Origin of the sequence: Mycoplasma seminis (assembly GCF_030718845.1) — a bacterium.
In the GTDB taxonomy this organism is placed as follows: Bacteria; Bacillota_I; Bacilli_A; order Mycoplasmatales; family Metamycoplasmataceae; genus Mycoplasmopsis; species Mycoplasmopsis seminis.
The window spans coordinates 88,569-114,620 of the sequence record NZ_CP132191.1; the positions used below are offsets into that span (position 1 = coordinate 88,569).

The 26,052-nt window shown below is 27.6% G+C and carries 20 protein-coding genes, 3 tRNA genes and 1 pseudogene; 21 read left to right on the plus strand and 3 right to left on the minus strand.

Translation table 4 applies throughout. The annotated features are described in order from the left end of the window. The first annotated feature begins 4 nt into the window (after window positions 1–4). The 4 genes from greA to hpt all read left to right on the plus strand — a co-directional run bounded on the left by greA (window position 5) and on the right by hpt (window position 2,475). Window positions 5–496, plus strand: a complete 492-nt coding sequence (gene greA / locus Q8852_RS00465; protein WP_305938054.1) for a transcription elongation factor GreA — start codon at window positions 5–7, stop codon at window positions 494–496. Window positions 497–581: 85 nt separating this feature from the next. After that, on the plus strand, window positions 582–1,187 hold the full coding sequence (locus Q8852_RS00470) for a hypothetical protein (RefSeq protein WP_305938055.1): 606 nt from the start codon (window positions 582–584) through the stop codon (window positions 1,185–1,187). A 39-nt stretch (window positions 1,188–1,226) separates the two neighbouring features. Further along, complete coding sequence (locus tag Q8852_RS00475; RefSeq protein WP_305938056.1) at window positions 1,227–1,892, plus strand: deoxynucleoside kinase; 666 nt, start codon at window positions 1,227–1,229, stop codon at window positions 1,890–1,892. Then, the gene (gene hpt, locus Q8852_RS00480; protein WP_305938057.1) at window positions 1,876–2,475 is read left to right on the plus strand and encodes a hypoxanthine phosphoribosyltransferase; all 600 of its coding nucleotides are present in this window, start codon (window positions 1,876–1,878) and stop codon (window positions 2,473–2,475) included. The genes Q8852_RS00475 and hpt overlap by 17 nt, the downstream gene beginning before the upstream one ends. A gap of 132 nt (window positions 2,476–2,607) precedes the next feature. Here the strand turns inward: hpt and Q8852_RS00485 are convergent, their stop codons facing one another. Next, a complete protein-coding gene (locus Q8852_RS00485) occupies window positions 2,608–3,117 on the minus strand; it encodes a hypothetical protein (RefSeq protein ID WP_305938058.1) in 510 nt (169 codons plus the stop codon). A gap of 464 nt (window positions 3,118–3,581) precedes the next feature. Here Q8852_RS00485 and Q8852_RS00490 point away from each other — a divergent pair, with 464 nt between their 5' ends. The 8 genes from Q8852_RS00490 (at window position 3,582) to Q8852_RS00525 (ending at window position 13,212) form a co-directional block, all read left to right on the plus strand. Further along, on the plus strand, window positions 3,582–4,910 hold the full coding sequence (locus Q8852_RS00490; RefSeq protein WP_305938059.1) for a hypothetical protein: 1,329 nt from the start codon (window positions 3,582–3,584) through the stop codon (window positions 4,908–4,910). 142 nt (window positions 4,911–5,052) lie between these two features. Beyond that, window positions 5,053–8,649: a preprotein translocase subunit SecA gene (gene secA, locus Q8852_RS00495; RefSeq protein ID WP_305938060.1), complete on the plus strand. Its 3,597-nt coding sequence runs from the start codon at window positions 5,053–5,055 to the stop codon at window positions 8,647–8,649. Window positions 8,650–8,830: 181 nt separating this feature from the next. Next, window positions 8,831–10,450, plus strand: coding sequence for an ABC-F family ATP-binding cassette domain-containing protein (locus Q8852_RS00500; protein WP_305938061.1), 1,620 nt, complete (start codon window positions 8,831–8,833; stop codon window positions 10,448–10,450). Further along, window positions 10,450–11,133 (plus strand): 16S rRNA (uracil(1498)-N(3))-methyltransferase, encoded by a 684-nt coding sequence (locus Q8852_RS00505; protein WP_305938062.1) that lies wholly within the window; start codon window positions 10,450–10,452, stop codon window positions 11,131–11,133. Before Q8852_RS00500 ends, Q8852_RS00505 begins: the two co-directional genes overlap by 1 nt. 149 nt (window positions 11,134–11,282) lie before the next feature. Beyond that, window positions 11,283–11,717 (plus strand): 50S ribosomal protein L13, encoded by a 435-nt coding sequence (rplM, locus tag Q8852_RS00510; RefSeq protein ID WP_305938063.1) that lies wholly within the window; start codon window positions 11,283–11,285, stop codon window positions 11,715–11,717. A 2-nt stretch (window positions 11,718–11,719) separates the two neighbouring features. Further along, window positions 11,720–12,115, plus strand: a complete 396-nt coding sequence (gene rpsI, locus Q8852_RS00515) for a 30S ribosomal protein S9 (protein ID WP_305938064.1) — start codon at window positions 11,720–11,722, stop codon at window positions 12,113–12,115. A 60-nt stretch (window positions 12,116–12,175) separates the two neighbouring features. Then, a tRNA-Ile gene (locus tag Q8852_RS00520) sits at window positions 12,176–12,252 on the plus strand. Window positions 12,253–12,828: 576 nt separating this feature from the next. After that, window positions 12,829–13,212, plus strand: a complete 384-nt coding sequence (locus Q8852_RS00525) for a hypothetical protein (protein WP_305938065.1) — start codon at window positions 12,829–12,831, stop codon at window positions 13,210–13,212. A 102-nt stretch (window positions 13,213–13,314) separates the two neighbouring features. On the opposite strand, the gene Q8852_RS00530 is transcribed toward Q8852_RS00525, so the two are convergent. Next, window positions 13,315–13,390: transfer RNA gene (locus tag Q8852_RS00530), tRNA-Lys, on the minus strand. Window positions 13,391–13,399: 9 nt separating this feature from the next. Continuing rightward, window positions 13,400–13,485, minus strand: a tRNA-Leu gene (locus Q8852_RS00535). Window positions 13,486–13,580: 95 nt separating this feature from the next. Here Q8852_RS00535 and Q8852_RS00540 point away from each other — a divergent pair. The 9 genes and pseudogenes from Q8852_RS00540 (at window position 13,581) to Q8852_RS00585 (ending at window position 25,784) form a co-directional block, all read left to right on the plus strand. Then, on the plus strand, window positions 13,581–14,135 hold the full coding sequence (locus Q8852_RS00540; RefSeq protein ID WP_305938066.1) for an inorganic diphosphatase: 555 nt from the start codon (window positions 13,581–13,583) through the stop codon (window positions 14,133–14,135). A gap of 106 nt (window positions 14,136–14,241) precedes the next feature. Further along, window positions 14,242–14,811 (plus strand): hypothetical protein, encoded by a 570-nt coding sequence (locus Q8852_RS00545; protein ID WP_305938067.1) that lies wholly within the window; start codon window positions 14,242–14,244, stop codon window positions 14,809–14,811. 534 nt (window positions 14,812–15,345) lie between these two features. Then, window positions 15,346–16,677 (plus strand): type 1 periplasmic-binding domain-containing protein, encoded by a 1,332-nt coding sequence (locus Q8852_RS00550; RefSeq protein WP_305938068.1) that lies wholly within the window; start codon window positions 15,346–15,348, stop codon window positions 16,675–16,677. Window positions 16,678–16,803: 126 nt separating this feature from the next. Beyond that, window positions 16,804–18,012, plus strand: a complete 1,209-nt coding sequence (locus tag Q8852_RS00555) for an IS3 family transposase (protein WP_305938069.1) — start codon at window positions 16,804–16,806, stop codon at window positions 18,010–18,012. Between the two features lie 150 nt (window positions 18,013–18,162). Then, window positions 18,163–19,947, plus strand: coding sequence for an ABC transporter ATP-binding protein (locus Q8852_RS00560; RefSeq protein WP_305938070.1), 1,785 nt, complete (start codon window positions 18,163–18,165; stop codon window positions 19,945–19,947). Continuing rightward, complete coding sequence (locus tag Q8852_RS00565; protein ID WP_305938071.1) at window positions 19,937–22,078, plus strand: ABC transporter permease subunit; 2,142 nt, start codon at window positions 19,937–19,939, stop codon at window positions 22,076–22,078. Before Q8852_RS00560 ends, Q8852_RS00565 begins: the two co-directional genes overlap by 11 nt. Window position 22,079: 1 nt before the next feature. Further along, complete coding sequence (locus Q8852_RS00570; protein ID WP_305938072.1) at window positions 22,080–23,042, plus strand: ABC transporter permease; 963 nt, start codon at window positions 22,080–22,082, stop codon at window positions 23,040–23,042. A gap of 275 nt (window positions 23,043–23,317) precedes the next feature. Further along, a pseudogene (locus Q8852_RS04550) lies at window positions 23,318–24,552 on the plus strand (IS256 family transposase). A gap of 104 nt (window positions 24,553–24,656) precedes the next feature. Beyond that, the gene (locus Q8852_RS00585; protein WP_305938073.1) at window positions 24,657–25,784 is read left to right on the plus strand and encodes an IS256 family transposase; all 1,128 of its coding nucleotides are present in this window, start codon (window positions 24,657–24,659) and stop codon (window positions 25,782–25,784) included. Window positions 25,785–26,052: the final 268 nt, after the last annotated feature.

Sequence of the window (26,052 nt, forward strand, 5' to 3'; positions counted from 1 at the left end):
TGCTATGGCTAACACAGAACAAGAAGGAAAAATTTATTTATCTCAAGAAACATTAGATAAATACAAAAAAGAATACGAACATTTAATTAATGTTGAAAGACCTGCGGTTCAAGCAGCTTTAAAAGAAGCTAGAGCGCAAGGGGACTTATCAGAAAATGCCGAATATGATGCAGCTAGAGATCGTCAAGGTGTAATTGAAGGACGTATTTCTGAACTTGAACAAATTATTGACAATGCTGTTTTAATTGAAAATAATGAAAACAACCAACAAATAGTTACAATCGGTTCAACTGTTACATTTACAGTTGAAGCAACAGGAGAAACTAAAACTGTAAAAATTATGGGTGTGCACGATGCTGATCCATTTGAAGGAAAAATCTCAAACAAAAGCCCGCTTGCAGTTGCAATGTTAGGACAAAGAGTTGGTTCAGTTGTTGAAGTTGATACAGCAGTTAAATATAATATTAGAATTGATAATGTAGAATTTAGCGTATAGCTAAATTTTTTTATAACTATGACATAGGAGTAAAGATAAAAAATTTACTTCATAAAATACTAAAGTACATTATAATAATTCCACTATGAAACAGAAGAAAAAAGCAAAATTAAATGTTCAAACAATTGTTTGACTAGCGCTTTATTTAGCTATTATTATAATGTTTACTTTTACTCCATATACCGGATATATTACTATTGGAATAATTTCAATTACCACTATTCCGCTTATTATTCTAATTGCAAGCATTCATCTGGGATATTTAGGTATTTTATGAACTAGTTTTAATTTTGGATTATGGTCATATTTAGGTTCAATTATTTTGCATTTTCCATTATTTAATAATCCTTTAATATCTTTTTTACCCAGAGTTATTTTAGGCTTAGTACTTTGCTTATTTTATTGATTATTATTTAAGAAATGAAGGTTTAATATCTATAGCGTAGGAATATATGCATTTTTAATTTTTACTTTTAATACACTACTAGTTTCCATTATGGTGTTTATAATTATTCAATTTACTACTTTAGAAAATATACCTAATCCATATGCTTGATTCATGTTGATTTGACTCAATATGATTGTGGAATGAGGAGTGTTAGAAGTTATTTCTCTAGGGCTTTATCCATTTTTAAAATGAATTTGAAATAAAAATCAAGAATTGATTTATAATAAAATAAATTATGAATAAAAGATCGTAATTGGTCTTTTTTCTTTAACTGGAGGTGATATGTTAATTGGTGTTTCTGGGATGATTTCAAGTGGTAAAAGTACATTAACTAATAAGCTGCTTAAACATTTTTCTAATTCAGTTTTATTAGAAGAATATTCAGAACAAGATGAAGTGTTTAATACTATGCTCAAGTGATTTTATGAAAATAGACCTAACTTAGATATTTCGTTTCAAGCTTATGTAGTTGAAAATCATATTGCAAATGTTGATAAAACGATTGCTAAATTTCATGAGTTAGGATTTAAAGATGATAAGGATTATATTTTTCTAGATCGTTTCAGTGCAGAACATTATGTTTTTGCAAGTGTTAATCTGAAAAAACTCAGCCCTAAAGCTATGAAAGCATATAGTGCTTTATTTAGGGAACTTGTTTCTAAAAATGAACTACCTGAATTTGCTATTTTTCTAGATGTTTCATATGAAAATTTTGAAAAAAGACTTTTTGAACGTGGTAGAGAAGTCGAAATTGAAAATTATGAAGCTAACAAAGCATACTTTAAGGAACTGTATTCAGTTTATAAAGACACATTTTTAAAAATTGCTAAGCAATATAATATTAAATATGCTATTATAGATACAAATAATTTAAGTGAGGATGAAGTCTTTACTCAAGCAGTTAGCTTAATCGAAGACTTCAAAAATAATTATGCTAAAACTATTTAAAAAGACTAAAGAAGTTACTAATCAACCATTGCATCCAATGGTTAAAGAAGTTTTATTTACACAAGAATTCTTAGAAAATAAAATTAAAGCTTGTGCACAATGAGTTAATAAAACTTATAAAGATTCAAATGATTTAATTATTGTAGGACTACTTAAGGGTTCAATACCTTTTTTAGCTCAATTAATTAAAGATGTGACTGTAGATCATGTGCTTGATTTTATGACTGTAAGTTCATATGCAGGCTCACACGCAAGCAGCGGAAGTGTTAAAATCATCATGGATTTAGCTAATGATATCGAAGGAAAAGATGTTCTTATTGTTGAAGATATTATTGATAGCGGAATTACTCTTAAAAAAGTCTGTGCAATGTTAAAAGAAAGAAATCCAAAAAGTCTTAGAATTTTAACAATGATGGATAAACCTTATAATCGTAAAGTAGATTTACAAGCTGATTATTACGGATTTACAGCACCTGATGAATTTCTAGTAGGATTTGGTCTTGATTATCAAGAAAAATTAAGAAACTTACCTTACATTGGTATATTTGATGAAAGTTTCATTAATAAAGACGATAAAAATTAAACACGAAAACACCAGAGAATATTCACTTCTGGTGTTTTTAAATGTCAATATAATAACTTGGAAACTTAGAAAAAACTTTTTTGCCTTGCACATAGTTATATTAGTTTAATTACATAGAAAAATTCTATGTAACTAATCTTCTTCAAAAACTCATCAAGAATCACCTGTGAAATATTTAAAAGGAAACTTTTTAAAACGTTTACATTGCGATTTTGAACTAGCGATTCTTTTGATGGAATATTGGTTGAAATAAACTAGTATATTTGCTCCTTTTATCCCTGCTCATAAGGTTATTAAGTAAAATCATAATTGTAATAGTATTATTAAAATCAATCTACTAGCATATTGAGTTTTAGATAGATTAAGAATTGAATAATTATAATCACGATAATATAAAGCAAGAAATGTACTGTATAAAGTTGCTCCAATAAGAGACAAAAGCGTTGCAGTCATTAAAATAGAAAATTTTAATACGAATCTATTTTTCTTTACATAGCAAAAGTTTTGGATGTTTTTAAAAAAGGTGAAATCATCTTTGGAAGGCAAGTAGTAATGTGAAAGAATCAATGTGTTAAATCAATTTGATTTAAAATCATTTCATCTAGTTTGAATATTTTTAAATGTTTTAGTTTTTCTAAACATGTAATTTATTTCAATATAGACTAAATAATTTGTAAAAATTAGAACTCAAGATATAGATGTTATTGCTAATAAAATCTTCACAATATAACTGAATGCAATTACACCAGTTTTTGTTTCAAGTGTATTTAAACTATTATAGGCAGCCCTTAGAGGAAAATAAATAGCAAAAAATAAAATGCTAAGAAATAGAATAAGAATTCCAAATATGTTCCAATTGAAAATACGATTTTTACGTTTGCTATGTTTCATAATGTGTCCTTATTATTACTGGATTTTTTAATATTTTATAACTTAATATATTTTAATCTTTTTTTCGGACATGTTTATAATAATGAATTCAAAGCTATTTCCACATTTTTTACCTATGTTATAGGCTTAAAAAGCAAAATGTGGAAATTATTTTATTTTTCAAAATCATTAATGGAAATTTAAGATAATTTTATAAGAAAAATAAAAGGAGAAATATGAAAAATAAATTTCTAATTCTTTCCACACTAAGCAGTGTATTAATTCCTGCTTTTGTTGTTTCTTGTAATACAAATTCCCAAAAAGATAAAAAGTTAAATAAAGAAGAAATTAATAAAAATATAGAAAAATTTAATACACTAGTGTCAAATACAATAGATTCATTTAATTTAAATTTATACAAATATGTAATTAGTAATGAAGGAAAAGACGGTAAAAAGTTAAATGATACCGAAATCTCACAAGTTATTACAGAGTTTAAAAAACAATTAAAGGTTTTCTCTAAGTTAATAAACGAATTGGAAAAAAATCAAATTAATAACACTGCATCAATAGATGCGATTATTGCAAAAATGAAGGAATCTAACGCATTTTTTAAAAATGTAATATTTGATAATCAAAATGAAGAATTAGTTTGAAGTATTTCTAAAGAAAAACTAGATAAACATAATTTTTCTTTTGTTTCAAATGATAAGCTTACAAAAGCTTTTAATGATTCTAAAGAAAATATACAATTTTTCTGGCTTCAAAAATCACTAAAACATTTGAACCATGATGAAAATGATTGAATGTCATATTTTAATGGTACATACAACCAAGAAATTCAAAAAAATATAGCAAAAACTAACTCAGATTTAGGTATTTTATTTTTGGATAAAGTTTTAATGGATATTTATGCAGCATACAGTATGATTTTCACATTCAAGTTAGAAAACAGAACTAATTTATTGTTACAAGAATCATTAAATAAAGACGATGTTTTATTAGAAGGTCCATTTTCAATAAAAATACCTTCCACTTTATTGTTTTATTTATCTTTAAATTTACCAACCTTGAACCATAAAAATAAAAACTTAAATAAAGAATTAATCGAAACATTGGAAGCTGATATTTACAATATTGGTTATAAAATCAATCCTTTTTCTAATAAAATATCAGCCACTGCAAGTGAGTTATATAATAAAAATATAATTATAAATAAGCATGAATATTTAGGTAATTTTAGTAGGAAAAATGAAAACATTTTGCATGAAGAATATAAAAATGAATTATTAAAATATCGTGATATTTTTATGAATAACTTAATATCAATAAATGGGCTTCAAAATACATATCAAAACATTATACAAGCCATTGTCAAAGACTTAAAAGAATTAAGAAATAATATTTCAGTACAGACTCCGCTTATTAAAACATTTGATAAAGATATGTTTGAAAAAAACGATGACGAAAGAGATAAATTTGAGAAATATCAAGTGGAAATGACTAAAGAACTAATCGATGTAATTATTCAAAATTTAGCTAATGATCTTAAAGTGTTAAGTTAAAAAGCTTTTATTGTTATTTTTACTCCAGCATTTGCTTAATAGCAAAAGCTGGTTTTTTCATTAAATTACTTATGAAAAAGCTATCTGAGTACATTATCTTTTTTATTACATAAAAAAGGCACTATAGTATAATTTAAACATTATGAGTAACTTAAACAAATTATGAGATTTTAAAACAACAGAAATGAGAATAGCTGAAAAATCTTTAAAAAAGATTAATCAACTTGAACCAATTGTTGAAAAATTTAGCGATGAAGAATTAAAGAGCAAAACACAATTCTTTAAAGATTTACTTGCTAAAGGATACACACTTAATGATATTAGAAATGACGCTTTTGCGGTAGCTAGAGAAGCGACAAAAAGAATTTTAGGTAAGCGTCCATATGATGTCCAAATGCTTGGAGGATTACTTCTTGATTTAGGTTCTGTAGCAGAAATGAAAACTGGAGAAGGTAAAACTATTACCTCAATTGCACCAGTTTACTTAAATGCCTTATTAGGAAAAGGAGCAATTGTTTCAACTGTTAACGAATACTTATCTGAACGTGATGCAATTGAAATGGGAGCAGTATTTAATTTCCTTGGTCTTAGTGTTGGAATTAACAAAGCTCAAATGAATACTGATGATAAAAGAAAAGCCTATGCAGCTGATATTACTTATTCAGTGCACTCTGAACTTGGATTTGATTACCTTAGAGATAATATGGTAAAAGATGGAAGAGAAAAAGTCCAAAGAGCACTTCAATTCTGTCTAATTGATGAGGTTGATTCAATTTTAATTGATGAAGCTAAAACACCGCTTATTATTTCAGGAGGGGATGCTGAAGATACATCTTCGTATTTTGCAGCTGACCAATTTGTTAGAACTTTAAATCGTAATGATTACATTATTGATGAAGAATCTAAAGCGGTTGCTTTAACTCACTCAGGAATAGCAAAAGCTAATGCTTTTTATAGAACACCTAATTTTTACAATATTGAAAACTCTGAAACAGTGCACCTTGTGCAAAACGCACTTAGAGCACATAAAATAATGAGAATTGATGTTGAATACATTGTTCGTGAAGGAAAAATTGAATTGGTTGATGCCTTTACCGGACGTATTATGGATGGTCGTAGTTACTCAGAAGGATTACAACAAGCAATTCAAGCTAAAGAAATGGTTGAAATTGAACCAGAAAATAAAACTTTAGCAACTATTACTTACCAAAACTTCTTCCGTATGTTTAAAAAACTTTGTGGAATGACTGGTACTGGAAAAACTGAAGAACAAGAATTCATTGATATCTACAACATGCGGGTAAATGTAGTTCCTACTAATAAACCAATTGCTAGAGTTGATGAACCAGATGCGATTTTTGCAACAGCTGAAGATAAATGAAATGCAGTAGTTGAAAAAATTGTGGAACTTTACCAAAAAGGTCAACCAGTGCTTGTTGGTACAGCTCAAATTGAAGATTCTGAAATAGTACATAAAATGTTATTGAAAAAAGGGATTCCGCATACAGTGCTTAATGCTAAACAAAATGCTTCAGAAGCCGAAATCATTTCACATGCTGGTGAAGTTGCTTCAGTTACTATAGCAACTAACATGGCGGGAAGAGGAACTGACATTAAACCTACACCAGAAGCAATTGCTAAAGGTGGATTATATGTGCTCGGAACTGATAAAGCTGAATCAAGAAGAATTGATAACCAACTTAGAGGGCGTTCAGGCCGTCAAGGTGATGTTGGAACAAGCAAATTCTATGTTTCAATTGATGACCAATTAATGCAAAGATTTGCTAACTATGAAAGTTTTAAAGAAGCTTATGCTGATAGTAAAGGGAAAGAAGTAACTAATAAGCAATTACGTTTTGCATTCAATCATGCTCAAAAGAAAATTGAAGGATTTAACTACGATTCTCGTAAATCAGTTTTAAATTACGATGACGTTATTAGACAACAACGTGATTTAATTTATGCTCAAAGAGATTTAATCCTTTATAGCAGTGACATAGTGTTTATTGTTCAAAGAATGATTGCTTCCTCGGCTAGAAGTATTGTAAGAAGAGGTGAATATAAACTTCATAATAATACTTATAATTATGCTGCTTTAGTTAATTTCTTAAACGAAAATATTGGAAGCTTAATTAAGTTTAATTTTGATTTAAATGAAATCTCCAAAGTACATGAATCAGATTTACCTGAATACATAGCAAATATTGTACTAACAGTTTATAAACAATGAGAAGAAAATGCCTTTGAGAATGCTTCAGAAGAAGAAATTTTAAAATTACTTAAAGAAACAATTTTACAAACCTTGGATGAAAAATGACAGGCACATATTAATAAAATGGATAAATTACGTTCAAATGTTAACCTTGTGCAATATTCACAAAAGAACCCATACCAAATTTATACTGAAGAAGGTACAAAAGCATTTGATGCAATGATTGATGATATTGCTTATGGAGTATTACTTAGAATCTTTTCTAACCGTATTGGTATTAAATCAATGATTACTAAGGAAATGCGTAGTGATCCAGTCTTTAAGCAAATTCTTGCAACTATGCCTATGGATCCGTACAAATCAATCCAGGAACAAGAACAAACCTTAATTGATATTTACAATTCAATTAAACGTAGACTGGAAGAAATTGAGCAAGAAAAAATTCAACAGGAAGCTAAAATGCAAGAAGCTTTAAATCAAAGTATTCAACCAGAAATAGTTGACAACACACCTAGTTTTCTAGAAATGGATGCTGAAAATGAGCTTAAAAAACAACAAGAAATATCTCCCAGTAACCAACAGGAAATAAAAAAAGCAAATTCAGATAATTTTATAGCTAAAAATAGTAAAATTTCATATAATTTATATATGGAAAACTCAAGAACTAGAGATAATCAACATAAAGTGTTGCGTAGTAGTAAACTTTATCCAATTAGAAGATTCTCTAATAGACCGAGAAAATTCATAATTCAATATGTATCTCAACCTACATTTGAAGACAAAGACTTAGAAGAAATGGAGACAGATATGAAAAGATGCCTTAGATGTTCAAAAAACTTCAGAAACTGTAAACACGTAAGACAATGAAAATTAACAGCAGAAGAATTTGAAGTATTCAACAAAATTCCTGTAATTGAAGAAGTAGCTGAAGAAGTTATTATTGAAAAAATTAAAAACAAAAAACCAGTTATTGTTGAAGAAATTGTTTCAGTAGTAAAAATGAAATGTGACTGTGGAAAAGAAAATTGTGCTTGTCCAAAAGACGAATGTAAATGCCTTCAAGACGAAGCTAACATCGTAAGAAGAGAACAAGAAATCGCAGAAGCTAGAGAAAAAGCTGTAGAAAATGTCAAAGAAGTTGAACAAGAACTTAAAGCAACAAAAGAAGAAGAAGCAGTTGTTGAAAAAGTAACTGAAGAAAACAATGATGAATTTCTTTCAATGGAAACAAGAGAAGAAAATGTTATGCAACCAGTTGGTGGTGCATGCTGTGGTGGAAACTGTAAAGCAAATGAAAATGCAAACAATTACCACAGACCAGTTGATGAAAAGAAATCAAAATGTGCAATCTTAGCTTACCAAGAAAGACTTGCAGCTGAAAAAGAAACTACAGAAGCTTGTCCTGCTAAAGAAGAATGTGCAGTTGAAACAGTTGCTGTTGCACAAGAAGAATGCAAATGCTACACACTTGATAAAGTTGCACAAGCATATGTTGATTACTTTGCAGAATTAAAAAATAGATTATAAGAAAATTTCACTACCTAAAAAGTAGTGATTTTTTGTGCAAAAAATTCAACTTAGGTATATAATAATACCGAGCCGACATCGAGTTATGTAACTTTGATGCCTAATCGCCTTCATTCGAAGGTTTTTTTATAATTTTCTAAAATTTAAAATATAATATAGCAATTAATATAAGGAGGCAAAAATGATTGAAGTTCAAAATTTATCAAAAGTTTTTAGTGACAAAAAATTATTTGAAAATGTTAACTTAAAATTTGTTGAAGGAAATACCTATGGAATTATCGGAGCTAATGGTGCTGGTAAATCTACATTTTTAAAAATGATTGCTGGAGATATTGAATCATCTTCAGGTCAAATTATTGTGGAAAAAGGTAAACGTATTTCAGTACTTTCTCAAGATCATAATGCTTATGATGATATGAATGTAACTGAAGTTGTTATTATGGGTAATACTGATTTATACCAAATTAAAGAAGAAAAAGATGCAATTTACATGAATCCAGATGCAACTGATAAAGATTATGAAAGAGCAGCTGATTTAGAAGAAAAATTCGGAATGCTTGGTGGATGAACTGCTGAAAATGATGCACAAGAATTACTTGCTAATTTACATATACCAAAAGAAAAATGAGAAGTTCCAATGCGTGAACTTACTGCTAACCAAAAAATTAAAGTTTTACTTGCAAAAGCATTATTTGGAAACCCTGATATTTTAATCATGGACGAACCAACTAACCACTTGGATCTTAGAAGTATTAGATGACTTGAAAACTTCTTAATTGATTACCAAAATGTTGTTATTGTTGTTTCCCACGATAGTGATTTCTTAGATGCAATCTGTACTCACATTGTGGATATTGATTACAATGAAGCTAAAATTTACACAGGAAATTACTCATTCTGAAAACAATCTTCAGAACTTGCAAGAGAAATGATGAAACAATCAAACCTTAAAAAAGAAGCTCAAATTGAAAAATTAAAAGAATTCATCGCTCGTTTCTCAGCTAATGCTTCAAAATCTCGTCAAGCTACTTCACGTAAGAAAGCACTTGAAAAGATTTCACTTGATGAAATTAAACCTTCAAATCGTAAATATCCATTTGTTAGATGAGAAATGAATAGAGATCACGGTAAACAAATTTTAAATGTTGAAAACTTAACTTATAAAAATGATAAAGGTGAAACAGTTTTTGAAAACGTATCATTCTCACTTAAGCCAGGTGAAAAAATGGTTATAGTTGGTGAAGATGATATTGCAAAAACAAGATTACTAGAATGTTTACTTGGAATTATTCAACCAACCAGTGGAAGTATTGAATGAGGTCAAACAATTACTCCAAGTTACTTCCCAAATGATAACTCTAAATACTTTGATACTGACGAAAACATTTTAGAATGAATTTCAAAATGACCTCTTGAAAATAAAGAAAAAGAAAACAGAGAAAATGATGATGCTAGAATGCGTGGATTCCTTGGTCGTATGCTTTTTAACAATGATTCTGTTTTCAAAAAAGTTAGAGTAACTAGCGGGGGAGAAAAAGCTAGATTAATGTTTTCTAGAATGATGTTACTTGAATCTAACTTTATTATTTTAGATCAACCACTTGATCACCTTGATGCTGAAAGTATTGACTCAGTTATTGAGGGAGTTAAAGGATTTAAAGGTGGCGCAATATTTACAACTTATAACAGAGCATTTGTTAACCAATGTGCTGATGTTATACTTGAACTTCAATCACCACAAAAAAGCTTCTTATTCAGAGGAAGTCTTGAAGATTACGAAGCTATTATGAATGAGGAATAATGAATCGCTTTTTTGTTGATACAAAAGTTAATGATACTTTTATATTAGATAAAGAAACTATTAAACACTTAATGGTTATTCGAGCTAAAGAAAAACAATTTATTTGTGTTTATCAAAATGAATTTTATCTTTGTGTTTTAGATGATAATAACAATGCTCAAATAATTCAAAAACTTGAAGAAAATCATGAATTAAATAATGAAGTAATTTTAGCTCTAAGTGTAATTAAATTAGATCGATTTGAGTGAGCACTGCAAAAAGCCACTGAACTTGGAGTAAGTAAAATTATTCCAATGCTAACGCAATATACTCAACATGATTTAGTTAAGTTTAATAAATTTAGTGCAAAATATGATCGCTTTAATACTATTTTAAAAAATGCTGCTGAGCAATCTTTTAGAAATAAGATTCCTGAACTTCTTCCACTGACTAAATTTGAAGATGTGATTCAAATGCAATGTGCAGCAAAATTTATTGCACATGAAAAGATTGCTACTTCTATTCCACTGCCTCAACCAATTCAAAGTGATGTGTTATTTTTAGTTGGACCAGAAGGCGGATTTAGTCAAGATGAAATATTGCTTGCACAACAAAATGGTGTTGAAGCAATTTCGCTTGGAAGTAGAATACTAAGAGCTGAAACCGCAGCAATTTATTTATTAAGCCAAATAAAAATTCAATAAATACTTTTTATATAAACAAAAAACCTTATTTTTAAGGTTTATTAGAATAATAAAAAAACTTTAATATTATAAGTTTTGTATGTTATAATTAATAAGCAATTTAAAAAATTAACCGAACCAAATATTTTATATTAACGTAGGAGGATAGCGTGAGACAAACTACAATAGTAAACACTCAACAAGCTAACAAAAAATGATATGTTGTTGACGCTGAAGGACAAGTTCTTGGTCGTTTAGCTGCTCAAGTAGCATCAGTATTAAGAGGAAAAAACAAACCAACATTTACACCAAATGCTGACATGGGTGATAATGTAATTATCATTAATGCAGATAAAGTTGTATTATCAGGAAACAAAGAAGAAAACAAGATTTACTACTCACACTCAGGATTCCCTGGTGGACTTAAATCAATCACAGCTGCTAAATTAAGAGTTAAAAGACCTACAGCTTTAATTGAAAAAGCTGTTAGCGGAATGCTTCCACACACAAAACTTGGAAACAAACAACGTAGAAACTTATTTGTTTATGCTGGACCAGATCATAAACATGCAGCTCAAAATCCAGAAAGATTAGAGGTTAAATAATTATGGCTAATAATGTAATGTACCGTGGTTTAGGTAGAAGAAAATCTTCAGTTGCTCGTGTAAGACTTACACCAGGAACAGGTAAATTTGTTATCAACAACCGTGATGCTAGAGAATATTTAACATCTGATATTTACTTAAAAGATGCAAACCAACCATTTGTTTTAACTGATACATTTGGAACATTTGATGTTAGTGTTAATGTAAACGGTGGAGGACTTAGTGGACAAGCTGGTGCAATTAGACTTGGAATTGCTCGTGCTTTATTAGAAGCTAATGTTGACTACCGTGCAGCTCTTAAAGAAGCAGGAATGCTTACAAGAGATGCTCGTGCTAAAGAACGTAAAAAACCAGGTTTACGTGCTGCACGTCGTGCAAGACAATTCTCAAAACGTTAATAAACTTAATAATTTTTGCATGCAAATTACAATTATGTGGTATAATATGCATGCATATATGCGAGCGTAGCTCAGCTGGTTAGAGCACACGACTGATAATCGTGAGGTCGATGGTTCGAGTCCATTCGTTCGCACCATTTCATTTATTGACCTTTGTTTATCCTAGAGAGAAATCTCTAGGTTTTTTTGTACTTTTTACTTGACTTATATATAAGCATTTATGTAGTGTTAAATGTTTTAAGATACTTTAACATGCTGCCTTATAAATACAGGTACTTTTATTCTTTTAAATCGCTTTCAAGTTAATTTTTGTGAATAAAAATTGTCTTGCTTAAAACAAAACTTTTATTTTACAAATATATTAAATAATTCATTAATGCATAAATTTCAATAGTTAAATATATTATAATTTGAATAGTTAATAATATTATTGAGTAGAGGTGAGATTATGAATGATATTTCGATATATCATATTTTGTGTTTTGTAATATTGATTCTAATAGCAATTATATTAGTTACCTTTGCTATTATGATGTTTAGATTCGATCCTTTTGATTGACAAGATAGTTGATGATTATGATTGATTTACTGACCATTAGCTATAATAATATTTGCATTTATATTCCTATATTACTGTATTAAATATTTTATTTATTATTTAATAATTAAATGAATAATTGGAAGAATATTCGATTGGTAACGGAAGGGCTTTAATGGATACTAGAGAAAATTTAGATAGATATTTTTGAATGCAAATTTTAGTTCTTATTTCGGAAATAGCATTAGTGGTTTGTTTTATTGCTCTAATATATATGTCTAGAACTGTTGGTACATATTTAAGAATTAATTCATTTGAAGATATTGATTTTTATAAACTGGTAGTTTATGTAGGTATAGCATTATTTGGTTTTATTTTTGTAGTTACAAAATTAGGATTGATTATTTATTTAACTAGAATAATAACTGTTTCAAGAAACGAAGATGAATTTATCCAATATACTAAAGCAACTTTGCTCATGCAATGTGCATCATTGTTTATATGATTTATTTTTGATATTTGAAGTATGGTTAATTTAAATGTAATGCGTAAATATTAATTAAAAATACACATCTTTAAAATTAAAAAGATGTGTTTTTAATAATTCATAAAAGCAATAAAAAAACTTCCGCTTAAGGAAGCTTAGGTCAATTTCTTGAAATGGTACGCCCTAGAGGATTCGAACCTCTGACCCAATGGTTAAAAGCCATTTGCTCTACCTGCTGAGCTAAGGGCGCATAAGATATTGGTGCCCAGGACTGGACTTGAACCAGCACGGTATTGCTACCGAGGGATTTTAAGTCCCTTGTGTCTACCATTCCACCACCTGGGCAACTCTTATTGCTTGTTGCTTAAGTATTATAACACACAAAAATAATTTTCAATTATTTTTTTATATTTTTTTATTCATTGTGCTACTATATAGATATGAAAAAAGAAATCCAAGTAAAAATTGAAATTCAAAAGAATTCTAGAATTAAATACGAATACAATAGAAAAACTAATCAAATCGAAGTGGATAGAATCTTAAGAGGTGATTTTGTATATCCATGTAATTATGGATTTGTTCCTAATGCATTAGACTGAGATGGTGATGAACTTGATGTTTTATTATACTCAGAAGAAACATTTATTCCAGGAGTATCACTTAATGCTCGTATTATCGGAGCAATGAAGATGATTGATGATGGAGAAACTGATACTAAACTTATCGCAGTACATGCAGATGATTATAGATTAAACCATATCCAAAATCTTAGTGATTTACCATTACCATTTCTTGACACTGTAAAAACATTCTTCTCAACATACAAAAACTGAAAACGTGAAGGTATTACTTCAGTAGATGGTTTCGAAGATGCAACATGAGCAATGCAAGAATATGATGAATGTGTTGAATTAATGGAAAAATATGGTTCAATGGATAAAAAAGAATTCATCGCTAAAATGCAAAAAGAACATCCAGAAAAATATGTTTTATAATTTTTAATCCACAAAGCAAGTTAACTTGCTTTTTTATTATTTTTTTGAATATGAAATTCTATTTTATGTAAAATAAAAATATATGAATATATTCAGGAGCAAAAATATGAAAAAATTTAATTTAATTAAAAAATTATTAATGTTTGGTGGAAGTGTTATTCCACTAAGTATTATTCCCCTTAGTGTAGTAGCATGTAATAATCCAGATGCAAAACCAGATATCAAACCAAGTTTTGATAAAGAAAGTATTGATAAAGATGAAACTAGACTAGTGTATAAACTTCAAGATTACGCATTACCAGTATTACAAGAAATCAAAACTCAATATCAAATGGATCAAAATATTCCAGTAGAAAAAATGCAAAATTTTCTTACAGTAGTAAAAGAAGTTTATAATGATTTATTAAAATATAAATCTAATTTCCTACAATGATTTAATAACAATAATCAAGTGTTTGAATATAAAGAAGATTGAATGTATGATTTAAATATTTTAACAACCGAAGAATATCAAAAAGTTGTAGATGATTATGGATGAGCAATTCCTATTAATTATCAAGATACCTTTGTTAAACTATTAAATTCAAAGCAAATTACTAGAAAAGATTATATTAATATGTATTTATACACTAATAGCATTTTATGAAATATGACTAGATGAGTAGAAAAACACTAGTTTAGTGTTTTTTTTAATGTCGTTTGTGTAAAAAATATTATATGAAAGCAAAAAAATATTTAAATTTTCCTAAAAAATGAGAAACATATTAAGAAGATAATTATGGATAAAAAAGAATTCATCGATAAAATGCAAAAAGAACATCCAGAAAAATATGTTTTATAATTTTTAATCCACAAAGCAAGGCAACTTGCTTTTTTATTAAATTTTTTGAATAAAAAACTAATTGAACTAGCTTTTTAACCTTATAAATAAGGGTTTTTCAATTAGTAGATAACCTTTTAGAAGTTAAAAATTAGATATTTTTAATCAATTTTGAAGAAAAAACCATAATTTTTTAGCGAAAAAGTGCATTTTTCCACATTTTTCTTAAAATATGGAAAAATGTGGAAAAGGTTTCATTTTTTGTTTATTATTAGGATATAAGGGTTTTTATTAATTTATAATAATTATGAACAAATATAAAATGATAGAAAAAGAAAACAAATCGATTTGTTCATATAAAAATTAATTAATTAATTAATACGGAGAATTATGAAAAAATTTAAATCATTATTTATTGGACTTGCTGGAGTTTCAGCAGTTGCATTACCATTAGTTGCAGTTTCATGTAATGGTGGTCAAGCAAAATACATCGAAAAAGATAAACGTATCACAAAAGATGTTATTAAAGTAAACGATACATTAGAATCAAAAATTAAAGAATTAAAAGAAGTTCCTACAATCGCTTTCATTACTGAATCTGGAGATATTTTAGACCAATCATTTAACCAATCAGGATGAGAAGCTGTTCTTGATTTAATCGATCAATTTAAAGCAGCTGACAAAAAACTTGTTGCTAAACCAATTGAACCAGTTACAGGATCAAAACTTACAGACCAATATTCTGCTCTTTTAGCAGCCGGAACACAAATTTGAATTTTATCTGGTTATGCACATGGTGACGAATTACCAGCATTTATTAATGCTAATTCAGAACAATTAATCAAAAATAATGTAAAAATTATTGGACTTGATTACAACATTCAACCTGATCAAATTACAGTTCCATTTAAAGACTTATACACAGTATCATATAAAGTTCAAGCTCCAGCATATGTAGTTGGACAAGCTGTTTCAGATTATTTAGTAAAATATTCAGGAACAAACAAAACAACTACAACATTTGGTGGTGGTAACTATGATGGGGTTACTGCATTTATGAATGGTTATGTAAAAGGAATTTACTCTTACGATAAAGCTAATGCAGATGCTAAAGTACAAGTGAAAACTTCTGGACCTGATAATAAATTAGAAATTAACTCAGGATTTGCTGCTGACCCTAAAATGGATTCTGCAATTACAGCAGCATTACAAACAAATTCTAAAGTTATTTTACCTGTTGCTGGTACAGCTACAGCAAACCTTGTTACAAAATTATCACAATCAAACGGTAATAATTCAGTAATTATTGGTGTTGATGCTGACCAATCTAAAGCTTTCCCTGGTAAAGAAGGATTATTTATCACATCTATTACAAAGAATTTAGGTCAAACAGTTTACGATGCTTTATTATTCACAATTTTTGGAATTAATAATCCAACAAATGTATTCGATGCAAAGGCTACAAAAGTACAAGCATTAGTTGGTGATTTATCAAACAACTGAGTAGGATATGCTCCAAGTACATTATCAAATGAAGATGAAAGAAATTACGTAAACCAAAAATTAAATGATTACAAAACAGCATTTTTAAGTGCTAATGAAGAAACAAAGAACTTTGTTTATACTAACTCAACATTACCTGGACAAGCAGGTGTTGACACAGTAACAGGTGTTGCTGTTGCTGATGCAGTGGTAGCTGAAATTAACAAAATCGTTCAATAATATTAAAAAATAATTTAAAAGTACCATTATTTGTTGGTACTTTTTTCATCTTTTTACTTAACAAAGTATAAATTGGAATTAATTCCATTTTTTAAACTAGGACACTTTATTTAGACTGTAAAAGTTATGATAAAAGAGCAAATTGTTTTGAATAAATCATTAATGGAAAGATTATTCAATTGTATTCTCACTATAGAAAGAAATAAATTTCCTTATGAAAAATTCATAAATTTATTTGAAATAGCCACAAATATTCAACTACCAAAAAATCAATTAATGGAAATTATTGAATTTATAAAACATTATAATTTACATAATATGAATAAAGAAGTAGTTTACAAATTATCAAAAGATAAACGTGGAAGAAAAAGAAAAAATACAAAAGTTAATTGAAACAAGATTTCAAAAGACGATATGGTTACAATACTAGAAATTTGACAAAAATATGGAGAAATTGTCAAAGATATTCCTGAAGAAGATTTGAACAAAATCAAAAATATTAAATCAAGTAAAGCTGAAATAGCTAAATCTTTTAACATGTCTAGAAGCACTTTATTTAATTTATTAAGCCAAAAAACTTCTAAAAATTCAGATAAAGAAATTGAATATGAAAATGAAATTAAAGAAGTGTTTTACAAGCACAAAAGAAATTTTGGAAGAGCTAGAATTTCTGCTGTATTAGAAAAAGAATACGGTATTAAGATTTCTTCTAGAACAATAGGAAGAAGAATGAAACAAATAGGCCTTAAATGTAGAGTTAGACAAAAACAAAAAGAAAGAGAAATTAAAAATACTTCTGCACAATGTGACAACATAGTTAAAAGAGATTATAACGATAAAGAAAATAGAAATATTGTAGCAACAGATGTTACATACCTAAAAGTTCCTTACGATTTAAAATATGTATTAAATCACTTATTTTTATCAGTCGCAATAGATTATAAAACAAAAAGAGTGTTAAATTATAATGTCTCAACCAGAAATGATACTGAACTTGTTATTTCGCATATAAAAGAATTAGAATTTGATTCACCATGAATAATTCACTCAGATCACGGTTATCAATACACTTCAAAAGAGTATATTGAATTAATTAATTCTAAAAACGGGACTATATCGATGAGTAGAGTAGGCAATTCTCTAGACAATAGAGAAGCAGAATATTTCTTCTCGATTTTAAAATCTGAATGTTTAAATTTTGTTAATTACAACACAACTTCATATGATGAATTATTAGTAATTATCAAAGATTTTATTGAATATTATAATTCGGAAAGAATTCAATCTAATTTAGGATGATTAACTCCTAATCAATTTTATGCTTTAAATTCTTAATCAAAAAAATAGACAATTTATAAGGAGGGGAGTCCAAATAAGTTGTCCATGTATATTTTTACAGAAAAAGAGAATAGAAAATATACATTATTAATGTATAATTACTTCAAATAAGGTATCTTATTTTTTTAAATTTTAGAAAAGAGGAAAATGAAAACAACTGTTAATGCTATTGAATTCATTAATATTTCTAAATCTTTTGGTTCGATAAAAGCCAATAGAGATATTTCCTTTTCAGTTGAGAAAGGTACTATACATGCTCTTATCGGTGAAAACGGAGCTGGTAAAAGTACTTTAATGTCAATTTTATTTGGTCTTTATGAACCAGATGAAGGAATTATCAAGGTTAATGATAAAGAAGTGTTAATTTCAGGACCTAACGATGCTAATAGATTAGGAATCGGGATGGTTCACCAACACTTCAAACTTGTTGATGTTTACACAAACCTAGAAAACATAGTTTTAGGTTCTGAAGATAACAAAAAATATTCAAAAGTTATCGATTATAAACCAGCTATTGAAAAAATTAAAACAATTCAAGAAATGTTTGACTTACATTTTGATTTAAATAGAATGACTGGTAAAGAAACCGTGGCTACACAACAAAAAGTTGAAATCATGAAAATGCTTTACCGTGATTCAGAAATTTTAATTTTTGATGAGCCTACAGCAGTTTTAACTGATCAAGAAATCCAAGGTCTTCTTAATACATTCAAGTTATTTAGAGGCCAAGGAAAAACAATTTTATTTATTTCTCATAAACTTGCCGAAATTAAAGAAGTAGCCGATAATGCTACAGTTTTAAGACATGGTGAAGTTAAAGGGAACTTTAAAGTTGCTGATGTTTCCATTGAGGAAATGGCTAATCGTATGGTTGGCGGTGAAGTTGAAATAGCTAGAAATGAATATACAGATACCACAGATAATGAAGTTATTTTAAGTTTAAGAAATGTATCTACAAATGGTGAAAAACCTTTACGCAATCTTTCTTTAGATGTTAAAAAAGGTGAAATTGTAGCTATAGCTGGTGTTGAGGGAAATGGTCAACATGACTTAGAATATGTAATAAGTGGTATGCTAAAACCTACATCTGGTGACATTTTATTGAAAAAAACTGACTTAATAAAAGAAAAATCAGTTGAGGTTTATAAAAAGAAAAGAATGAAAAATATATCATTATTTTTAGGTATATTATTCTCTATTTATGTTGCTATAGTAATGTTTTTAGCACCTATGAATGATATATCTCAAAAAACAATTTTATATGTTCTTGGTGGCGCTATAACATGCTTTGCATTTATCTTTGCATTAATATTAGCTTTAAATCTTTGAAAATCAAGAAAGAAAAGCGATGAAAACTTTGTAAAAATTAATGAGCTTAGCGTTAAAGAAATATCTGAATTAGGACTTAGCTTTATTCCTAGTGATAGACATAAACATGGGTTAGCGCTTGATTACACAATCAAAGAAAACACAGTTTTAAGAAGATTATGAGATAAAAAATATAATAAACTCGGAATCTTCAAAAATAAAGAAATTACAAATGAAACCATGGATATTATTGAAAAATTCGATGTTCGTGGTGCAAGAAAAGGTTATTCACAATCTCGTTCACTATCTGGTGGTAACCAACAAAAATTCATAGTCGGACGTGAAATGAATTCCCCTCATGATTTTATTTTAATCCTTCAACCAACCCGTGGTCTAGATGTTGGAGCTATTAAAAATATTCATGAAAGAATTCTTAAAGAAAAAGAAAATGGTAAAGCTATATTATTAATTTCTTATGAATTAGATGAAGTTTTAGCATTAGCTGACAAGATTGCTGTTTTAAACACAGGTGAAATTGTAGCATGTAAAGAAGCTAAAAACTTATCTCGTACAGAAATTGGACTTTATATGGCTCACAAAGGAGGTAATGAAAATGACAAATAATGTTATTAAAAACAATAAACAACCAAATACATTTAGCAAAAAAGTAGTTACTTCCTTAGAAAAAACAAGAAAATATTTTATGTTTGAAGATAAAAAAACAAACAGAAGAAAATTTTATTCATCATTATGAGCAGTTTTTATCGGTTTATTTTTAGCAAACATTTTATACTTCTTAATAGGATTGGGAACATCGACTGATGATAGTTTTAATTTTTTCTCATTCTTTATAGATATTTTTAACTTTTCTGTTTCAAGTGTAACTTATAAAAATACATTAATATTCTTTATAATTTTTGCTTTTTCCGGTTTAGCGGTCGCTATCGGATTTAAATCAGGATTGTTTAACATTGGTGTCCCTGGACAAATGTTATTACCAGGTGTAATATTTTTCGCTGTAATGATTGGAGCAAGAGTTCCTAGAGATGATATTTCATCATCATATCTAATCGGAATGTTTTTCCTTTCAATTATTGTTGGTGGTTTAGCTGGCGGACTTTCAGGTGTGCTTAAAGCATTTTTCAATGTTCACGAAGTTATTTCTACAATTTTTATTAACTGAATAATTACATTTTTATCTATCTGAATTTTTACTTCTACAAATGATGTATTATTCCCAACAGGAACTCCAGATAACTTCATTAAACAATGATTAAATCCACCATTTGGTACAGGAGTAATAACATTATCTCAACAAGTTATTGATAACTTCATTTACTTTGGTATTGCTTTTGTTGTATTATTAATGTTAATAATTTGATTTATTTATTCAAAGACAACATTAGGTTACAAAATTAAAATGATTGGATTAAATAAAACAAATGCTAAATATGTAGGTATTAATGAAAAATTAATGATTATATTAGTTATGTTTGTCTCAGGAGCATTATCTGGTATAGCTGGTTTCTACTATCTAGTAATTCAACAAAAGAAAATATCTTTAGCAGCAGCTCCACTTAATATAGGTTTTGACTGTATTGCTATCGCATTAATTGCTTTAAATAACCCAATTGGTACAGTTGTTACATCTATTCTATATGCCTTCCTTAACTCTGCACAACCAAGTTTCCAAGCAGTAAGAGGTATTTCTCGTGACTTTAGTCCTATTATAACTGGATTAATTGTGTTTATGGCCGCACTATCATTAATGTTTTACTCATTTAGACCTATTGATTGAATCAAAAAACAAGCTGTGCTTTGATTCAATAAAGAATACTGAGAAAACTTTAAAATATACCACAAATTAGTAAAAAAATCACATAAAACAAAAACTTGAGAAAAGAAAGAAAAATTCTTATCAAATGAATGATTGGAAAATAATTCAAAAAATGCTGATTCTATTATTAATTTATCAAATATCAAAAACAACTTATCAATAAAAGAATTTTATAAAAAGACCCTAAAAGAAATGAAAAAAGAAAATTCTACATCTAATATTCAAGAATTAGAAAAAGAATTTAGTCAATACAAAGAATTTATTAATTCTCAGAAAAAAGAATTTAATTCATGATATTCTGAAATGAAGAAAAAAGGTATTCTCAATTTAAGAAAACTTAATAAAAATTACTATTCTTCAATTGTTGAATTAAGAAAATCTAATGCAAAATTAATAAAAGATTCATTGAATAATAAAGAATTAACATCTGATGAAAAACAAAAAATTAATATTTATTTTGACGAAATTAATAAACTAACTACAAAATATGAAAAAGATTACTTTTCTATTTATGGAAGTTATAAAAATATTTCTTATAAAAAACAAATTCAAATTGCTAAAAGATGTGCTAAAGTCCGTAATAATGAATATAAATATTTTGCAAAACAATATGATGTAAAAGTTTCAAAACTTATTTTATCTACAAAAGGAATGAATGCACAAGAAAAAATGAGCATTTATGATGAAATATCAAAATTAAAATTTGATCTTTATAAACAAAAAGAAAAATTAGGACTAAATCAAGTTTCTGAAATTAAAAACATTCATAAAGCAGAAAAAAGAAATAGTTTACAAGTGTATAAAGCACTTAAAAATAGAATTTTTAACGAATTCCATGAAAAACACTTTAAAACACCATATCATAATTTTGTAATAAAATACATTCCAATGTTGAATGAGGAAGGGGAGGAAATTTAATATGGCTGATATAACTCCTATTATTACTTATTTTGTGTTCTTCTTTTTCTTATTAATGCTTGGAACAATTTCTGGTATTTTTTCAGAAAGAGCAGGAATTGTCAACATTGCAATTAATGGTTTTATGATTTTTGGTGCTGTAATGTATTTAGCATTTTCAGTATTAATAACAGATGTAATTTTTCCAAATTCTCCAGAAGTATATAAGTCCGCATACTGACAAATACCTCTAACAATTTTATCTGTATTAGCAACAATGGTGTTTTCATTATTATTTGGATTTGCAACAATTAAACTTAAGGCAGAACAAACAATTTCAGGTTTTGCAATTAATGTTTTTGCTGCTGGAATAGCATCTATATTAATATTAATATTAACTAAACTGCAAAACTCAGGAACATTTGTTCAACTTAGAAGAAATGAATTAGCTTTAAACCCTTCATTTAGTAATTATGGTAATATATTATCATTCAAAACAGTTGTATCAGTAGTTACTATTTTTGCTGCATGATTTGCATTAAGAAAAACTAAATGAGGTTTAAGATTCAGAGCTATCGGAGAAAACCCTCAAGCAGCTGATGTTGCCGGTATCAATGTTAATAAAATTAAATGAGAGGCAATTTTATTAGCTGGAGGAATCGCAGGACTTGCTGGATCATTTTATGCAGTTGTTAATCCTGATTCATTATCAACAACAAAAGAAGTTAATGGTTACGGATATCTTGCATTAGCTATTATGATAACATCTAGATGAAGAATTTCAATTTCTATCTTTGTATCAATTTTATTCTCTTCATTAATGTCATTATCATACTATGGTGTAAATTTAATGAATGCAGGAAAATATGGTGACTTAATCAAAGCTATACCATATGTTGTAACATTATTAATTATGGTTTTCACATCAAAAACAAATGTTGGGCCTGCAGCAGCAGGAGTCCCTTACGACAAATCAAAACGTTAAATATATTTTTATATCTAAAGTCAGCTGTATATAGGCTGGCTTTTTTAATATTTTTGGAGACTGTAAAAAAGTTTGTGTAAATTAAAAAAAATTATAAAAATGACAAAAAGAGATAAGTTATCTTAAAATTTAATTGAACCGAAAAGGAGATAACTTATCTATGAATAATTTTAAACAATTAAATACAACTTTAAACAATTTATTATTAGAAAATTTTTGGTAGTAGACCAAATGTTGTGTAATCACTCCAAATATTAAAAGGAGTGATTTTTGTTATGATTTTAGAGGAAAGAAACAAATTATTAAGAAATGAATTTTACAAATTAGGAGCTGATATGAGAGAATTATCATTTCTACTTAATGTTAATTACTTAGATGTTGCTAAGTTAATTGAAGAGAATTTAAAAGATGAAGTAGATGCTTATATTACTGAAATGAATAAATATGAATTAGTTGAAGGAAAAATTTATAGAAATGGATATTCTAAAAGAACCTTATACACATTGAATGGTAAACTACAAATAAATGTCCCAAGATTAAGAAATGCTTCAAATTTTTGTTCACAAATATTAGCTAAATATAAAAGATGTGAGGAAGAATTTGAATTTCTAATCGCACATTTATTGCAACAATTTTTATCATATGAACAAACCATAGATTTAGTTGAGAAATTATTAGGTTTTAGAATAGGACATTCTATAATTGCGAGAGTTTCAAAAACTATTAAAAACAAATACGACAACGCTTATAGTTTTGACATAAATAATGATATTTATGCATTATTTATTGATGCTTCATATCATAAAGTTTTTAAATGATATAACCCATTCACTGGTGAATATTTAAATTCTTTAGAAAATGTTGAGAATCCAAGGGATTTTGTCAAACAGAGCTCAAAAATAGCCTTATACACCGCTATAGCTATAGATAAAGAAGGTAAAAAACAAGTTTTATCAATAGAAACCTCAGGTGTAGAAAGTACAGAAAATTGAACAAAATTCTTATCAGAATTAAAAAGAGAGGAATTAATGATCCTCAAGTTGTTGTTTGCGATGATTTTAGTGGAATTAATAATGTTATTAATTCAGTTTTTCCTTCATCTAAAATTCAAAAATGTGCATTTCATAAAATGACTAATGCGCTTATTACAATACCACAATCTAAAAGGTATGAAGTATCACAACTACTAAAACTAATATTTAAAGGTAAAAACAAAGATGAAGGTTATAAAAGATTTTTGGAATTTAAAAACAAATATAAAGATAAATACAGAAAAGCTGTTGCAATTATTGAAAACTCACTTGACGAGATATTCACATTTTATGATTTTCCAATAGGAATCAGGAGATATATTTACACAAACAATATTTGCGAAAATTTCCACTCAGCATTAAGAAAATATGTCAAAGAAAAAAGCTCGCATCATAGTCCTAACTCCATCAAAATGTTGGCTATTGTTGCAAGCTTCAAAATAACTCGAACTTGAACAAGGAAAAGAATAATTTTCTAAGTTAAGTTCAGTATTATTATATATAATTTATTCAATTATAGTCCGATGTGATTACACAAACTTTGGACTACTACCAAATTTTTCTGTTAAAGATGGTAATAATTTTGAAGATATTATGGAAAAAAATAAACGAACATATTCGCAGTTCGTTAAAAAATATTATTGAATTATTAATTTCTGATTCTCTAACTGAATTTTTACAATATAAAAAATATGAAAGAAGTAATGTTTCTAACTATAGAAATGGTTATTATGAAAGAACTATTAATACAGAGTATGGAAAAATGAAATTCTCAATAGCTAGAGATAGACTGAATCAATTTCAAAATGTAATTTTTGATAAATATCAAAGAACACAGTCAATTATTAAGGATTTAGTTACTGAAATGTTTGCAGAAGGAATTAATTACGAATTCATCAGTAAGATAGTTAAAAACGTTTATGGAGCTCAATTATCAAAACAATCAATTTCTAATATTACTGATAATCTAATTGTGAATATTGAAAAGTTTAAGAGCAGAAAACTGCAATCAAAATACATTGCTGTTTTTCTTGATGCAACATATTTTCCTATTAAAAGAGAAACTTATTCAAAAGAAGCTATATACATTGCTTTAGGAATTGATGAAGAAGGGCATAAAGAAGTTTTAGGATTTGCAATAAATCCAACTGAAAACACAATTATTTGAGACGAAATTTTACAAGACTTAAAAAACCGTGGAGTTCAAGAGGTAGGGATATTTGTCACAGATGGACTTCAAGGATTAAAAGATACTGTTCACAATAACTTTCCTAATTCTAAATATCAAAGATGTTGAGTTCATATACAAAGAAATGTATTTGCAAAAGTGCACAACAGAGATAAATTTGAAATAGCAAATGACTTAAAAATGATTTATTCCCAAATCAAGAAGGAAGAAGCAATTAAGGAATATCAATTCTTTTTAGAAAAATGAGAATCTAAATATCCTAGAGTAACACAAGCATTGATAAATATTGAAGATGATTTATTCTCATTTTTTGATTTTCGACTTTCAATCAGAAGAACGATTTACACTACAAATATTATTGAGAGTCTAAATTCAGAAATAAAGTCATCAATGAAAAACAAAAGACAATTTAATTCAATAACAAGTTTAGAAAAATTCTTAGTAACTATATTTGAAAATTACAATAAAAAGGGTATGCTAAGAACACACCCAGGTTTCAAAAATTTGAAATTTATAATATAATTTATCCAACAAAGTTAAGATAACTTTTTTTCATTGCAAAATAAATTTACACAAAATTATTTATAGTCTCTATTTTTGTGAATATAAATATAAAAAATAGTAATATTATATTAGAGAAAATATGAAGCCAAATGCAAAAGAGGAGGAATAATGAAAAGAATAATAAGTTATTTATCAACTGTATCACTATTTTGATATTTATTAATATTGTTATTATTTTACCTATATTCTTAACATTTTTTACACATGGAAAATTTATATCAGAATG